We start from the raw sequence: 15167 nt of genomic DNA on the forward strand, positions 1-15167 counted from the left end.
ATTCAATATAATTCACTCCTTTACAGGAAAGAATTATATCAAAAAAGATTACCCTGATTAATGCAAAGTGTAACCACTTATCTGCAACAATTTGGGTAATCTTATTTTAACTTTTATAAAAGAATTAAGTATGAAATGTGCAGTTTCACAAGCGACAGTATATCGTCTGTGTGACAAGTTAGGCATATCTGGTTTTTCTGAGTTGAAAATTAAAATATCAGCTTATATGGATGATTATTTAAAAAATAATCAGGAATTTGATTTTGATTTTCCTATAAAACAGTTTCAAACCCACTATGAAATAATTGGTAAAATTAAAGAAGATTATCAAAAAACTATTAATATTACCGCCGATATGTTCAATTTAGATGAGTTAAGATTAGTTATTACAGAAATGAAAAAGGCTAAACAAGTAGATATTTATACATCCGCTGGTAATATTTATTATGCATTAAATTTTAAATTTCAAATGCAAGAAATAGGGGTAAATGTAAATGTGCCAATTGATGAATATCAACAGCGATTATTAGCAGCAAGTGGTGATAATAACCATTTTGCTATTATTATTTCTTTTCAAGGGCGCGGAATATTAAGCAATATTTTGCCAAAGATTCTTAAAGAGAAACAAACCAAAATGTTATTAATTTCAGCATATGGTTACAATTTTAAAAATTTTGATCCTGATTATCATCTGTTCATTAATAATCATGAAAATCATTATAAAAAAATATCTTCATTTTCAACTCGTTTGTCAGTTTTATTTATTTTAGATGTTTTATATACATGTTATTTTAAAATGAATTATGATGAAAATGTAAATAAAAAAGTAGCTTATTATAATTTGATCAGCAAATATAATAATACTAATAGTTAATTAGATACAGTAAAGATGGTGAAAATATGGATTCTTTTTTTCAAGATATTAATATATGTATTTTTAAATCTTGGATTGAAAATTTAAGCTTTAAAGAAATCCAGATTGAAGAGAAATCAGATGTAATATATTTTAAAAAGAAAGATTTTTTAGGAACAACAGCTTTTTATCGAGATTATTTAATAGAACATGAAATCTTTGATAATTGTAATAAAGAACGCTTATATTATATGCACTACCAATTTATAAATTTTAAGCAGGCTTTAATAATCTTTAATGATTTCATAAATACATTTAAAGATTATTACCAGCCTAGATTAACAAAAGTATTGTTATGTTGTAGCGCTGGTTATACTTCTACATATTTTGCTGATGGAATGAAAAGATTTTGTAACCTGGCTAAAATACCAATAGAAATTGAGGCAGCTAGTTATAACAATATTGATAAAAAGGCTAGACAATATGACATGATATTATTAGCACCCCAGATAGCTTATTTAGAATCAAAAATACTAACTAAATTTCATGGTGATGTTTATTCAATTCCACCTAAAATGTTTGCTACAAATGATTATAACGAAATAGTCGAATTTATTTTAAAACATAATAAGTTTACTATATTAAACAAATGATTTTATTTTATAAAAAAACTGTTGCAATTTTGATTATTATTATATATAATCTAGATGTTGCAAAAAGAGAATTTATTTTGCAAGAATTTTGACCACTCTTATGAGTTAAAGCCATCCGGACAGCTGGGTCAAAAGCCGAATCGGCAACTTTGTTGCCTTATTGATAGAACGAAAGTTCGCTTTTATAAGTTGATGTTATATTTTTAACATTGAGTTGGTGACTATACAACCGTGTGCTTTGGGCACATCACACTTGTGAAACAATCAATAAGAGTAGTAAAAGTGATTCTTGCTATATAGACTCTGATAAAAATCAAAATGAACACGAAATTTGTTCTATTATGATAATGGATTGATTCTCAAGTTGGATGACCAGCTTGAGTTTTTTGTTTTAAAGGGGGAAAACGAGATGGGCGAAAAGCTAAAATTATATGGGTTTAACAATTTAACTAAATCTTTGAGCTTTAATATCTATGATGTTTGTTATGCAAAAAGTCAACGTGCTCAAAAAGATTATATTGCTTATATTGATGAACAATATAATTCTAAAAGACTAACAGATATTTTATATGAAGTGGCAAATATGATTGGGGCTCAAGTGTTAAATGTTTCTAAACAAGATTATCATCCTCAAGGAGCTAGTGTTACTATGCTTCTAGCTGAAAATGAGAGAAAAGGGACTGAAGAAGTTGATGATCGAGTAATTTTGGGACATTTGGATAAAAGTCATATTACGGTACACACTTATCCTGAGTATCATCCAGAAACTAATATTGCTACTTTTAGAGTTGATATTGATGTATCAACATGTGGTGAAATTTCCCCTTTATCAACATTGGATTTTTTAATTGGGAATTTTGATTCAGATATAATTACAATGGATTATCGAGTTCGTGGTTTTACTAGAGATATTAAGGGAAGAAAGCTTTTTATGGATAATCCAATGACGTCAATTCAAGAATATATCGATTCACAAACATTGTTAAAGTATGATGCGGTTGATATTAATATGTATCAAGCTAATTTATTTCATACTAAAATGTTAATTAAAGAAATTGATTTACAAAATTATTTATTTAAAACAGATATTTATGAATTACCACCTAAAGTAAGATTAGAAATTACTAATAATTTACGGCAGGAAATGATAGAAATTTATAGTGGAAGTAATATTTTTTAGGGGGGCGAAAATGAAATTAGATCAAAGCAGAATGCCAATCTATGAAGCATTGCAACAAATGAAACAAGACCGTCTGGTTCCTTTTGATGTACCTGGTCATAAACATGGTAAAGGAAATCCTGAATTAACTGATTTTTTAGGTCAAAAATGTATGAGTGTCGATGTTAATTCAATGAAACCATTAGATAATTTATGTCATCCAGTATCGGTAATAAAAGAAGCTGAAGAATTAGCAGCAGATGCCTTTAATGCCGCTCATGCCTTTTTTATGGTTGGAGGAACTACTTCATCAGTTCAAAGTATGATTATGGCAAGTGTTAAAGCTGGTGAAAAAATAATTTTGCCAAGAAATGTCCATCGCAGTGCTATTAATGCAATGATTTTAACAGGTGCTATTCCTATTTATGTTAATCCTGAAGTTGATAAAAGACTGGGGATTTCTTTAGGAATGTCAGTTAAACAAGTTGAACAGGCAATTATTGATAATCCTGATGCTAAAGCAATTTTAATTAATAATCCAACATACTATGGAATTTGTTCCAATATTAAAGCAATTGTTGAATTAGCTCATGAACATGGGATGTTAGCACTAGTAGATGAAGCTCATGGGACGCACTTTTACTTTAGTGATGAATTGCCGATGTCGGCAATGGAAGCTGGTGCTGATATGGCTAGTGTCAGTATGCATAAATCTGGTGGTAGTTTAACGCAAAGTTCATTTTTGTTATTAGGTCCTAATGTAAATGCTGATTATGTTCGACAGGTTATTAATTTAACCCAAACAACTAGTGGTTCTTATTTATTAATGGTCAGTCTAGATATGTCACGTAAAAATCTGGCTTTAAATGGTAAAGAGATTTTTAGTAAGGTAAGACGTTTAGCGCATTATGCTCGTGAAGAAATCAACCAGATTGGTGATTATTATGCTTATTGCAGGGAATTAATTAACGGTGATAGTGTTTATGATTTTGATGTTACTAAATTATCAATTTTTACCCTTGATGTAGGACTTGCAGGAATTGAAGTATATGATTTATTGCGTGATGAATATGGTATTCAAATTGAATTTGGTGATATTGGTAATGTTCTAGCGTATATTTCTGTTGGGGATAGTGAAGCAAATATTGAACGATTAGTAGGAGCTTTATCCGAAATTAGAAGAAGGTTTAAAAAAGATCGTGCCGGAATGTTAGATCATGAATATATCAATCCCGAAGTTATTGTATCACCACAAGTTGCCTTTTATGGAGATAAGGAATCATTGCCTTTAAAAGAAAGTGCTAATCGTGTTTGTAGCGAATTTGTTATGTGTTATCCACCAGGAATTCCAATTTTAGCACCAGGAGAAAAAATTACGCCAGAAATTCTTGATTATATTGAATATGCAAAAGAAAAAGGGTGCTTTATGACTGGTCCTGAAGATATGGAAATAAATAATTTAAATGTATTAAAGGAAGAGGTGAAATAATGGAGCTATGGTTTACTGAACGCCATACTAATGGTGTAAACTTTTCAATAAAAGTTGATCGGCAATTATTTAGTGGTCAAAGTGAATTTCAAAGAATTGATATATTTGATTCAAAAGAATTTGGTCGTTTTTTAGCTTTGGATGGCTATATGATGTTGACAGAAAAAGATGAATTTATTTATCATGAAATGATTGTTCATGTTCCTATGGCAGTACATCCAAATGTAAAAAAAGTCTTAGTTATTGGTGCAGGTGATGGTGGTGTAATTCGTGAATTATGTCGTTATGAAACAATTGAAACTATTGATATGGTTGAAATAGATGAACTAGTAGTTGAAGTAAGTAAAAAATACTTACCAACTACCGCATGTTGTTTTGATGATCCTCGTCTAAATATTTTCTATCAAGATGGATTGCGTTTTGTCCGTACTAAAGAAAATGAATATGATTTAATCATTGTTGATTCTACTGATCCTTTTGGACCAGGCGAAGGATTGTTTACAAAAGAATTTTATGGTAACTGTTTTAAAGCTTTAAATGAAACTGGAATTATGGTTAATCAACATGAAAGTCCTTTTTATCAAACAGATGCAATAGCAATGCAACGGGCTCATAAAAGAATAGTTGAAAGTTTTCCAATTTCTAGAGTATACCAGGCCCATATTCCAACTTATCCATCAGGACATTGGTTGTTTGGCTTTGCCTCAAAAAAATATCATCCTATCAAAGATTTTCAAAAAACAAAATGGAATGCTCGTGGGATGAAAACTAAATATTATAATACTGGTATCCATATTGGTTCATTTGCCTTACCAAATTATGTAGAGGAGTTACTTAGAGATGTGGAATAAAAATATTGAAACTTTCATTGGATTAGATGCTTCTTTTGAAGAAGCCAGTTGTGTGATCTTTGGGGCACCAATGGATAGTACTACTTCCTATCGGCCTGGAACTAGATTTGCTTCAAGTGCAATGCGTAAAGAATCTTTTGGAATCGAAACATATAGTCCTTATCAGGATAAAGATTTAGAAGATATTAAAGTTTTCGATGGTGGTGATCTAGAATTACCATTTGGAAATCCACGTAAAGCTTTAGATATGATTAATGAAACAACTAAAATAATTCTAGATGCTAACAAGCTGGCATGTATGATTGGTGGTGAACATCTAGTTAGTTTGGGAGCTATTGAAGCAGCATATGAAAAATATCCAGATTTACGGATTATTCACTTTGATGCTCATACTGATTTACGTGACGAATATCTAGGTGAAAAATTATCACATGCTTCAGTTATTAAAAGAGCATATGACTTAGTTGGTGATCATAAAATTTATCAATTTGGTATTCGTAGTGGTGAACGGGCAGAATTTTACTGGGCTAAAGAACATACCATTTTAAATAAATTTAATTTTAATGGATTAAAACAAGCTATTGCAGAATGTCAAGGCTATCCGGTTTATTTTACGATTGATCTTGATGTTTTAGATCCAAGTGTTTTTCCTGGAACAGGAACACCAGAAGCTGGAGGGGTAAGCTTCAATGAATTATTAGAAGCTATCATTGCGGTAAGTTCATTAAACGTAGTGGCTATGGATATTAATGAGTTATCACCAGTTTATGATCCTAGCGGGGCTTCAACAGCTTTAGCTTGTAAAATATTAAGAGAATTATTATTAGCAATGAATAAAGGAGAAGAGTAAATGAAAAGAACATTAATTATTGGTTGTGGTGGAGTTGCTTCAGTAGCGATTCACAAATGTTGTCAAAATAGTGATATATTTGAAGAAATTATGATTGCTTCAAGAACAAAAAGTAAATGCGATAAATTAAAAGAAGAATTACAAGACAAAACAAAAACAATTATTCATACAGCTAAGGTAGATGCTAATAACGTTGATGAATTAGTAGCATTAATGCAAGACTTTAAACCAGAAGTGGTTTTAAACTTAGCATTACCATATCAAGATTTAAAAATTATGGATGCTTGTTTAATTGCTGGATGTCATTACATCGATACTGCCAACTATGAACCAGAAGATACTGCTAAATTTGAATATAGCTGGCAATGGGCATACCGTGAAAAATTTGAACAAGCTGGATTAACTGCAATTTTAGGTTGTGGATTTGATCCAGGTGTTACAGGTGTATTTAGTGCATATGCTTTAAAACATGAGTTTGATGAAATTAATTATATTGATATTTTAGATTGTAATGGTGGTGACCATGGTTATCCATTTGCAACAAACTTTAATCCAGAAATTAATATTCGTGAAGTTTCAGCTAATGGAAGCTATTGGGAAGATGGTCATTGGGTTGAAACAAAACCAATGGAAATTAAACGTGAATATGATTTTGCTCAAGTTGGTAAAAAAGATATGTATTTATTACATCATGAAGAATTAGAATCATTAGGAATTAATATTCCTGGAATTAAAAGAATTCGTTTCTTCATGACATTTGGTCAAAGTTACTTAACACATTTAAAATGTTTAGAAAATGTTGGAATGACATCAATTGAACCAATTGAATTTGAAGGAAAACAAATTATTCCGTTACAATTTTTAAAAGCAGTTTTACCTGATCCAGCTAGTTTAGGACCACGTACTGTTGGTAAAACAAACATTGGATGTATTTTCCAAGGTAAAAAAGATGGTGAATATAAAAAATACTATTTATATAATGTTTGTGATCATCAAGAATGTTATAAAGAAGTTGGTTCACAAGCAGTTAGCTATACAACTGGAGTACCAGCAATGATTGGAGCTATGTTATTATTGCAAGGTAAATGGAAAAAACCTGGTGTTTACAATGTAGAAGAATTTGATCCTGATCCATTTATGGATGCTTTAAATAAATGGGGATTACCATGGATTGAAGATCGTAATCCAGTATTGGTGGACTAATGAAAACGCCATATTATCTAATTGATGAAGAACTTTTGGAAAAAAATCTAAAAGTTCTTCACTATGTCAAAGAAAAAACAGGATGCAAAATTTTATTAGCCCAAAAATGTTTTTCGATGTTTAGTGTTTATCCTCTAATTGGAAAATATTTAGATGGAACAACAGCAAGTGGTTTGTTTGAAGCAAAATTAGGACATGAAGAAATGAAAAAAGAAAATCATGTTTATAGCGCAGCTTATCGTGATGATGAAATTGAAGAAATTATGAATATATGTGATCATGTTGTTTTCAATTCATTTAATCAATGGCTTAAATATAAAGAACTTGCTAAAACAACAAACACTTCATGTGGCATTCGTATTAATCCTGAATGTTCAACTCAAGTAGGGCATGCTATCTATGATCCATGTGCTAAGTATTCAAGAATGGGTGTAACTCTTGATAATTTTAGAGAAGATTTATTAGATGGTATTGAAGGATTGCACTTTCATACATTATGTGAACAAAATAGTGATGATTTACAAACTACTATTGAAGCTATTGAAAATAAATTTGGAAAATATTTGGGTCAAATGAAATGGTTAAATTTTGGTGGTGGTCATCATATCACTCGCGATGATTACGATATTGAGCTTTTAATTAAAATAATTAATGAAATTAAAGAAAAATATCAAGTTCAAGTATATCTAGAACCAGGTGAAGCGATTGCTTTAAATGCAGGATTTTTAGTATCAAGTGTTTTAGATATTATTAATAATGGAATGGATATAGCGATCATGGATACATCAGCAGCTTGTCATATGCCAGATGTTTTAGAAATGCCATATCGTCCAGATATTATTGATAGTGCTAAACCTGAAGTAAAGAAATATACTTATCGATTAGGTGGTCCAACTTGTTTGGCTGGTGATATTATTGGCGATTATTCATTTGATCAGCCATTACAAATTGGTCAGCAATTATGGTTTAAAGATATGGCCATTTATTCAATGGTTAAAAATAATACTTTTAATGGCATGAATTTACCAAGTATTGTTTTAAAACAAAATGATAAGTTAAAATTAATCAAAGAATTTGGTTATCAGGATTTTAAAAATAGATTATCATAAATAATTTGATTATAAATAAAAAAGAAGTCTAGAATTATTATAAAGATAAATTCTAGACTTTTAAATTAGTATCAAATAATTCTTTTAAACAATCAAGCACACCGTCCTGGTTATTTGTTTTATTAGAAATATATTTAGCTTTATTCAATGTTTTAGGCAACGCATTTTTCATTGTTATACCGATCTTGGCTTTTGACAATAATAATTCATCATTACCGCCATCCCCAAAAGCCAAAACATTATCAAAAGATAAAGACAACTTTTGACAAATATAGTTAATAGCATAGGCCTTATTTACATTTTGCCTTACTATTTCCACACAAAATGGACTAGTATAATATATTTGATAACGTTGACTGTACTGTAAACTTAAGTGTTTTACAAATTTATTTAACTTACCAGGTCGAGCAATAAAACATAACTTACCGACTTGTTGCCAATCAATAGCATCATTATAACGATAAAAAAGTAAATTCGGATATCTTTTAGCAAGAACTTTAGTAATAATAGGTGATATGTAATATAAGCATCTAGTTACAATATTTTGATAGCTATTATTGTAATTAGTTCTAATATTTAGTTTGAATGAATAAGCAATTTTTATTAATTCATTAATATCTTCACGTTCTAAATAATCAAATTTATGTATTTTATTAGAAGCTAACTCATATACTGTAAGACCATTACAACAAACTATATAACCATTAAATTTTTTCATTTGCAGTTTTTGGATAAATGGTTCTAATTCATAATAAAAACGCCCAGTTGCTAAAACTAGAATATAACCATTTTGTTGTAAATTAACTAAATAATCGATAGTATTTTTTGTGATATTTTTCTGGTGGTTAAAAAGAGTTCCATCTAAGTCACAAACGATCATTTTTATCTTTTTTATATCTGCTTTTTTAATATTTTTCATAGACTAACCTTCTTTATGAATTAACATTATAGCTAATTTTTTATTAACGAACAAGCTAACAATAATTAAAATATACTAAATCATTTGAAAAAAATCTGGTTTATGATAGACTAGTAAACTAAGAAAGAGAGGAGAATAAATGGAAATCTTAATAGAACCGATCGAAGAATCGCTAATGAGTATACCGGTTTTATTTTTTGCATACTTAATAGTTGAATATATATCTAGTCAAAATGCTCTTAATAAGATTATGGAGTTTGGTAAAGTTGGACCATTTATTGGGGCAATTTTAGGAAGTATTCCTCAATGTGGTTTTTCTGTTGTTGCTGCTAGATTATATGCAATGCGATACTTGACAATGGGAACATTATTATCAATTTTTATGGCTACTAGCGATGAAGCGTTAGCTATATTGATTGCTCATCCTGATTTATGGGGGATGATGATAATTTTGATTGTATTAAAAATTGTTATTGGAACAGTTACTGGAATAGTGGTTGATGGCTTTCACCACAAAGGCAAAGAAGATTATGAATATCTTCAAGTAGAACCATGTGATTGTGGTTGTCAAGAAAGTATCTGGATGCCGGCAATTAGACATACAATAACAACATTTATCTTTATTTTACTAACGAATATAGTTTTTACTTATTTAGTTGCAGTTATTGGTGAGGATAATCTAACAAATATTTTAAAAACAAACTGGTTATTACAACCAATTATTGCAGGGATAGTTGGATTCATTCCTAATTGTGCTGGTTCAGTAATTTTAACACAGTTATATGTTGCAGGTGGTTTAAGTTTTGGAGCTTTAGTTACTGGACTTACAACTAGTGCAGGAGTCGGGACATTAGCATTAATACGTTATAATGAAGATAAAAAAGATACAGCCAAAGTATTATTGACTTCATATCTTGTTGCGCTTGTAATAGGTTATATAATTGTAATATTGTTTTAAAGAAGAATGGGGAAAACTCATTCTTTTTTTATTGATAAATTATTTTGCATATTTATTATTTTTTTGCCAAAAATAAATAAAAATGCAAAGGAGTAGTGTCAATGATGCAAAATCAAGATGTAAAAAAAGTTGTTTTAATTGGGACTGGATTAGTTGGGATGTCAATGGCTTATTCACTTTTAAATACTGGTGGTATAGATGAATTGGTTTTAATAGATTTAGATGAGGAAAAAGCCAAAGGTGAAGCAATGGATATGAATCATGGTTTACCATATAGTAAAACTAGTATGAAAATCAAAGTAGGAACTTATCAAGACTGTCAGGATGGAGATATCGTAGTTATAACTGCTGGAGCTGCTCAAAAACCTGGTCAGACAAGATTGGAATTAACAGAAATAAACGCTAAAATTGTTAAATCAATTACTAGTCAGGTTATGGCTAGTGGTTTTGATGGAATATTTATTGTTGCCAGCAATCCGGTTGATTTAATGACTTATGTAGTTAAAAAAGTATCTAATTTGCCAGCTAATCGAGTTATTGGCAGTGGAACAATACTTGATACAGCTAGATTAAGATATTTACTAAGTGATTTTTTAAATGTTGCTCCCGGTAATGTCCATGCCTATATTCTAGGTGAACATGGTGATTCATCGTTTGTTCCTTGGATGAATACGTATATTGGCTGTAAAAGTATGATGGAATATATAATTGAAATGAATATTGATATGAATAACTTACATAAAATTTATGTTGATGTTCGTCAGGCGGCTTATGAAATTATTAAGCGTAAAAATGCTACTTATTATGGTATTGGACTTGCTTTAAATCGTTTAATTAGAGCGGTGATTGATGATGAAAATGCCATTTTAACTGTATCAGCATACCAAAACGGGGAATATAAACAAAAAGGATTATATATTGGGGTACCAGCAATTATTAATCGACAAGGTATCGCTAAAGTTATTCCATTACAACTAAATAATGTTGACCAAAGAAAATTTGACCAGAGTTGTCAAACATTAAAAGAAATGATCATTAATCAAATAAATAACATCATAAATGAATAAATTATGTTATAATAGGGGAAAAGTGGGTGAAAAAATGAAGAAAATACTTAGTGTTTTACTAATTATGTTTATTATAACAGGATGTCAGCAAGGAAATAGTAGTAAACAAGTAAAATCAAAAGTGCGCCAGCAAGAAGCAAATGGTATTGCTATGCAAGAAGGAAAAGCACAAATAACTAGTTCAACCGGTGTTGAGTTACCAGTTGTTGGTGATAATAAACTGATTGTTATTGATGCCGGTCATCAACGCTATGGCAATAGTTCTAAAGAACCAATTGGACCAGGTGCTAGTACAACTAAAGCGAAAGTAACTACTGGAGCAACTGGAGTATCAACTGGAAAATTAGAATCAGAAATTAATCTTGAAGTAGCTTTTAAATTACAGGAAAAATTAGAGGCTTCAGGTTATAAAGTAATCATGGTACGAACAAGTCAAGATGTTGATATCTCTAATAGTGAACGGGCTGCTGTTGCTAATGAAAATAATGCGGCTGCTTTTATTAGACTTCATTGTAATAGTGATGATTCAAGTAGTGTGACGGGAACTTTAACGATGGCACCATCAACATCAAATCCATATTGCAGTGATATAGCTACCGCAAGTCAAAGTTTATCTAAATCGGTAGTTGATCAAATATGTAATTTAACGGGTAGTAAAAATCGCGGGACAATTATTACAGATACGATGAGTGGAATCAACTGGTGTCAAGTACCAGTAACGATTGTGGAAATGGGATTTTTATCAAATCCTGATGAAGAAAGTAAGTTAATTGATAGTTCTTATCAAGATAAAATTGTTGATGGTATTGTTTTAGGAATAAATGATTTTTTAAGTTAAGATTGGCTATGATTATCATCCAATCTTTTTTTTGATAATGGTTTGGCTTTAAATTAAGTTTATTGATAAAAAATAAAATTAGGTAAATATGCCATATAGTGCATATTTACCCTTTTATTTAATTATCTAAATCTTCACCATTAGAAGCAATAACTTTTTTATACCAATAAAAAGATTTTTTCTTTATCCGTCTAAAAGTCCCATTACCATTATTATCCCTATCAACATAAATAAAACCATATCTTTTTTCCATTTCCCCAGTTCCATTTGAAATCAAATCAATACAGCCCCAAGTAGTATAGCCCATTAGATCAACCCCATCTTCCTCAACTGCTTCTTTCATTGCTTGAATATGTTTCTTTAAGTATTCAATACGATAATCATCTTGAATAGAACCATCTTTTTCAATCACATCTTTCGCACCTAAACCATTTTCAACGATAAATAATGGTTTTTGATAACGATCATAAATTTCATTCATCGTAATTCTTAAACCTAATGGATCTATTTGCCATCCCCAATCACTTGTTTGTAAATATGGGTTAACAACTGAAGCGAAGATATTACTTTCAGTTTGTTTTCCTTTATCAGGATTAGCACTTGAAACTCGAGATGAGTAATAAGAGAAACTAATAAAATCAACAGTATTTTCTTTTAAAATCTTTATATCATTATTTCCAAATGGTACTTTTGCATTTCTTTTTTCTATCCATTTTAAGGCATAGTTTGGATAATATCCTCGTGATTGCACATCAATAAACATATAACTTTCTCTATCATCACATATAGATTTCCAATAATCTTCTGGTTTACAAGTTTCAGGATAATATGATCCCGCTGCAAGCATACAACCCACCATATTTTCTTGATTAATCTCATGAGCTAATTTTGTAACTAAAGCACTAGCAACTAATTCATGATGAGCGCAGGTAATCATCGCCTGCGTTTTGTTTTCGCCTTCTTTAAATCTTAATCCAGCTGCAACAAACGGGAAATGAAGAATCATATTGATTTCATTGAAAGTGAGCCAATACTTAACCAAACCATCATATCTTTCAAATAATACTTTGGCTAGTTTGACGAAACAATCAATCATTTTTCTATCTCTCCATCCACCAAATTTTTGAATCAAATACATTGGACAATCGAAATGATTAATTGTCACTAACGGTTCAATGCCATATTTTTTACATTCTTTAAAAATATTTTCATAAAATAATAATCCTTCTTCATTGGGCTCTATTTCATCTCCACGAGGAAAAATCCTTGTCCATGCTATAGATAATCTAAAAGTTTTAAATCCCATTTCTGCCATTAAAGCAATATCTTCTTTATAATGATGATAAAAATCAACCGCTTGATGACTTGGAAAATAATGATCATCTATTTGATCGATCCATTTTTCCCCAGTTCCAATAGCATATCGATCCTCTCCATGTGGCATTAAATCCACATTGGCTAAACCACGACCACCTTCAAAGATTCCTCCTTCAACTTGATTAGCAGCTGTAGCACCACCCCATAAAAATCCTTCTTTAAATCCCATTTTAAATACCTCCTTCTAAATATATTTTTAATTTTCCAAAATACGGGATACAAATAAAATAACGATCAAAGATCTTTTGAAATTGTTCAATCATCATCCCATTGCAACATGCCATGATAACTGTACCAATACCGATACCAACTAATTCACCAAATAATACATAAGAGATAATGAATGATATAACTAGAAAACTACAATCAAAACAAGTTTTAAAAATTTTAATAGAAATTTGATATTTTTGGGCAACAACTTTCACAAAAAAAATCATAAATTTGTGGATATAGATATGTTTTATAAAACAAAGCTACCGCAAGCCCTGATAAAATCATCCCGATAAAAAAATACCCTATTTTCATATTCATAGAAATCGTTAAATTTTGATTGAAAATCGGAACTAAAATCTTTATTAGATCAGAAAATAACGCATATAAAATACCAGTAAGATATGATAGTAGATATGAAATCTTAAATCTTTTCATTACTAAACAAAAAATAATAAACACCATGGTTGCAATTAAATATTCAGCTTGTCCATAAGTTAAAAAATCAAACTTTTCACTTATAATATAAGCAGGACAAACAATCATTGACATGCCTAAATTAGCCATGGACATTAAATTAACAGCAAAAGCTAAAATCACAATTGCAAGAACATAAATAATTTCACTAGATATTGCTTACTTGTTCATCTTCTTCCCTCCAGGAAATATCTTATAAAAATAGACTTAAAAAAACAAAAAAGTTTCCAATTTGGAAACTAGTTTTGTAATTCTAATAAAAGAATATCAATAATATATTTCATGATATACTCACTATATTTTTCTTCAAGGAGAGGAATAACGATTTGATTTTGACATAGGGTAATGTTTTTGTTACATGTCATTAACCATTTATCAACATTCGCTTCTCTTATTCGCTTAATAATTCGTTTATTATAATGAAACGAATAGCCATTTGTGCTTAAGACAATTAAAAGATCATTTTTAAAAAAAAGATAATCTTTATTAAAATCAACATCACAAATAATTGTTTGAATATCATATATCTGTAATTCTCTTTGCATATTATAACAAACTGATCTGACATCGCCATGTGCATATAAATAAACTTTATTAGCATTTTTTATGTCTTGTACAAGTTTTTGAATTAATTTCAAATTAATATGATTGATTGTATATTGGATATTATTAATCATAGTTTTTGTAAAATGCATTACATTTGTTGCAAAACTATCCTGTGGATTTATAAACTTTTTTCTTTTTGTAAGGGAATCTAAATACTGCATACATTCATTTCTAAATTCTTCATAATTTTCATAGTCTAATTTTCTAATACACTTTGATATTTGTCCCTTTGAAATAAAGCATTCTTTGGCAATATCATCAATACTTAATTTGGGGATTCGATGAATATTTGCTTTGATATACGAACATAACTCACCTAGAGTTGTATTTGTTGAATTACTATTTAAAATATCATTCATTTTATCAATAATCATATTATTCACCTCATATACAAATTATAACATGGAATATTTGCAACCACTACTGATAGTGTTGATTAGCAGATTATTTGAACAAAAAAATAAAGGAATTAGTCAAATAAAATTAATAAATATAATAAAACAGTTAAAATAATTTGAGAAAATAATATGCAAATTATCTTAACTGTT

At 29.7% G+C, this 15167-nt stretch carries 16 protein-coding genes; 11 read left to right on the forward strand and 5 right to left on the reverse strand.

What is annotated here, in order from left to right; all coding sequences use genetic code 11:
- The first annotated feature begins 91 nt into the window (after window positions 1-91).
- From B5E92_RS12865 to nspC, 8 genes are all read left to right on the forward strand, one after another.
- The gene (locus tag B5E92_RS12865; RefSeq protein WP_255376228.1) at window positions 92-874 is read left to right on the forward strand and encodes a MurR/RpiR family transcriptional regulator; all 783 of its coding nucleotides are present in this window, start codon (window positions 92-94) and stop codon (window positions 872-874) included.
- Between the two features lie 26 nt (window positions 875-900).
- Window positions 901-1506, forward strand: a complete 606-nt coding sequence (locus B5E92_RS12870; protein ID WP_087302847.1) for a PTS sugar transporter subunit IIB — start codon at window positions 901-903, stop codon at window positions 1504-1506.
- A gap of 409 nt (window positions 1507-1915) precedes the next feature.
- Window positions 1916-2686, forward strand: coding sequence for an adenosylmethionine decarboxylase (gene speD / locus B5E92_RS12875; RefSeq protein WP_087302849.1), 771 nt, complete (start codon window positions 1916-1918; stop codon window positions 2684-2686).
- 10 nt (window positions 2687-2696) lie between these two features.
- Window positions 2697-4154, forward strand: a complete 1458-nt coding sequence (locus B5E92_RS12880; protein WP_087302851.1) for an aminotransferase class I/II-fold pyridoxal phosphate-dependent enzyme — start codon at window positions 2697-2699, stop codon at window positions 4152-4154.
- Window positions 4154-5005, forward strand: coding sequence for a polyamine aminopropyltransferase (gene speE / locus B5E92_RS12885; RefSeq protein ID WP_087302853.1), 852 nt, complete (start codon window positions 4154-4156; stop codon window positions 5003-5005). The genes B5E92_RS12880 and speE overlap by 1 nt, the downstream gene beginning before the upstream one ends.
- Window positions 4995-5855: an agmatinase gene (speB, locus tag B5E92_RS12890; RefSeq protein ID WP_087302855.1), complete on the forward strand. Its 861-nt coding sequence runs from the start codon at window positions 4995-4997 to the stop codon at window positions 5853-5855. Before speE ends, speB begins: the two co-directional genes overlap by 11 nt.
- Window positions 5856-7058, forward strand: coding sequence for a saccharopine dehydrogenase family protein (locus B5E92_RS12895; RefSeq protein WP_087302857.1), 1203 nt, complete (start codon window positions 5856-5858; stop codon window positions 7056-7058). It begins immediately after the preceding gene.
- Entirely contained in the window at window positions 7058-8167 is a 1110-nt protein-coding gene (gene nspC / locus B5E92_RS12900; protein WP_087302859.1) for a carboxynorspermidine decarboxylase, read from the forward strand. Before B5E92_RS12895 ends, nspC begins: the two co-directional genes overlap by 1 nt.
- 52 nt (window positions 8168-8219) lie before the next feature.
- On the opposite strand, the gene B5E92_RS12905 is transcribed toward nspC, so the two are convergent.
- Window positions 8220-9086: a Cof-type HAD-IIB family hydrolase gene (locus B5E92_RS12905; RefSeq protein WP_087302861.1), complete on the reverse strand. Its 867-nt coding sequence runs from the start codon at window positions 9084-9086 to the stop codon at window positions 8220-8222.
- Between the two features lie 139 nt (window positions 9087-9225).
- Between B5E92_RS12905 and B5E92_RS12910 the strand changes: the two genes are divergently transcribed.
- The 3 genes from B5E92_RS12910 to B5E92_RS12920 all read left to right on the forward strand — a co-directional run bounded on the left by B5E92_RS12910 (window position 9226) and on the right by B5E92_RS12920 (window position 11949).
- Window positions 9226-10044 (forward strand): putative manganese transporter, encoded by an 819-nt coding sequence (locus tag B5E92_RS12910; protein WP_087302863.1) that lies wholly within the window; start codon window positions 9226-9228, stop codon window positions 10042-10044.
- A gap of 101 nt (window positions 10045-10145) precedes the next feature.
- Window positions 10146-11111 carry an L-lactate dehydrogenase gene (locus B5E92_RS12915; protein WP_087302865.1) on the forward strand — a complete coding sequence of 322 codons (966 nt, stop codon included), beginning with the start codon at window positions 10146-10148 and terminating at the stop codon, window positions 11109-11111.
- 34 nt (window positions 11112-11145) lie between these two features.
- On the forward strand, window positions 11146-11949 hold the full coding sequence (locus B5E92_RS12920) for an N-acetylmuramoyl-L-alanine amidase (RefSeq protein WP_087302875.1): 804 nt from the start codon (window positions 11146-11148) through the stop codon (window positions 11947-11949).
- A gap of 118 nt (window positions 11950-12067) precedes the next feature.
- On the opposite strand, the gene B5E92_RS12925 is transcribed toward B5E92_RS12920, so the two are convergent.
- From B5E92_RS12925 to B5E92_RS12940, 4 genes are all read right to left on the reverse strand, one after another.
- Complete coding sequence (locus B5E92_RS12925; RefSeq protein WP_087302867.1) at window positions 12068-13495, reverse strand: 6-phospho-beta-glucosidase; 1428 nt, start codon at window positions 13493-13495, stop codon at window positions 12068-12070.
- 1 nt (window position 13496) lies between these two features.
- Window positions 13497-13751: a hypothetical protein gene (locus tag B5E92_RS12930; RefSeq protein WP_087302869.1), complete on the reverse strand. Its 255-nt coding sequence runs from the start codon at window positions 13749-13751 to the stop codon at window positions 13497-13499.
- A complete protein-coding gene (locus B5E92_RS16030) occupies window positions 13714-14169 on the reverse strand; it encodes a DUF6198 family protein (protein WP_394337382.1) in 456 nt (151 codons plus the stop codon). Before B5E92_RS16030 ends, B5E92_RS12930 begins: the two co-directional genes overlap by 38 nt.
- 83 nt (window positions 14170-14252) lie before the next feature.
- Window positions 14253-14993, reverse strand: a complete 741-nt coding sequence (locus B5E92_RS12940) for a MurR/RpiR family transcriptional regulator (protein WP_087302873.1) — start codon at window positions 14991-14993, stop codon at window positions 14253-14255.
- Window positions 14994-15167 lie beyond the last annotated feature (174 nt).

The organism is Erysipelatoclostridium sp. An15 (assembly GCF_002160675.1).
Lineage (GTDB): Bacteria > Bacillota_I > Bacilli_A > Erysipelotrichales > Coprobacillaceae > Thomasclavelia > Thomasclavelia merdavium.

Bases quoted from the DNA above. Each gene is read 5' to 3' on its own strand.
- B5E92_RS12870 (WP_087302847.1), top strand. From the start codon at position 901: ATGGATTCTTTTTTTCAAGATATTAATATATGTATTTTTAAATCTTGG.
- speD (WP_087302849.1), top strand. From the start codon at position 1,916: ATGGGCGAAAAGCTAAAATTATATGGGTTTAACAATTTAACTAAATCT.
- B5E92_RS12880 (WP_087302851.1), top strand. From the start codon at position 2,697: ATGAAATTAGATCAAAGCAGAATGCCAATCTATGAAGCATTGCAACAA.
- speE (WP_087302853.1), top strand. From the start codon at position 4,154: ATGGAGCTATGGTTTACTGAACGCCATACTAATGGTGTAAACTTTTCA.
- speB (WP_087302855.1), top strand. From the start codon at position 4,995: ATGTGGAATAAAAATATTGAAACTTTCATTGGATTAGATGCTTCTTTT.
- B5E92_RS12895 (WP_087302857.1), top strand. From the start codon at position 5,856: ATGAAAAGAACATTAATTATTGGTTGTGGTGGAGTTGCTTCAGTAGCG.
- nspC (WP_087302859.1), top strand. From the start codon at position 7,058: ATGAAAACGCCATATTATCTAATTGATGAAGAACTTTTGGAAAAAAAT.
- B5E92_RS12905 (WP_087302861.1), bottom strand. From the start codon at position 9,086: ATGAAAAATATTAAAAAAGCAGATATAAAAAAGATAAAAATGATCGTT.
- B5E92_RS12910 (WP_087302863.1), top strand. From the start codon at position 9,226: ATGGAAATCTTAATAGAACCGATCGAAGAATCGCTAATGAGTATACCG.
- B5E92_RS12915 (WP_087302865.1), top strand. From the start codon at position 10,146: ATGATGCAAAATCAAGATGTAAAAAAAGTTGTTTTAATTGGGACTGGA.
- B5E92_RS12920 (WP_087302875.1), top strand. From the start codon at position 11,146: ATGAAGAAAATACTTAGTGTTTTACTAATTATGTTTATTATAACAGGA.
- B5E92_RS12925 (WP_087302867.1), bottom strand. From the start codon at position 13,495: ATGGGATTTAAAGAAGGATTTTTATGGGGTGGTGCTACAGCTGCTAAT.
- B5E92_RS12940 (WP_087302873.1), bottom strand. From the start codon at position 14,993: ATGATTATTGATAAAATGAATGATATTTTAAATAGTAATTCAACAAAT.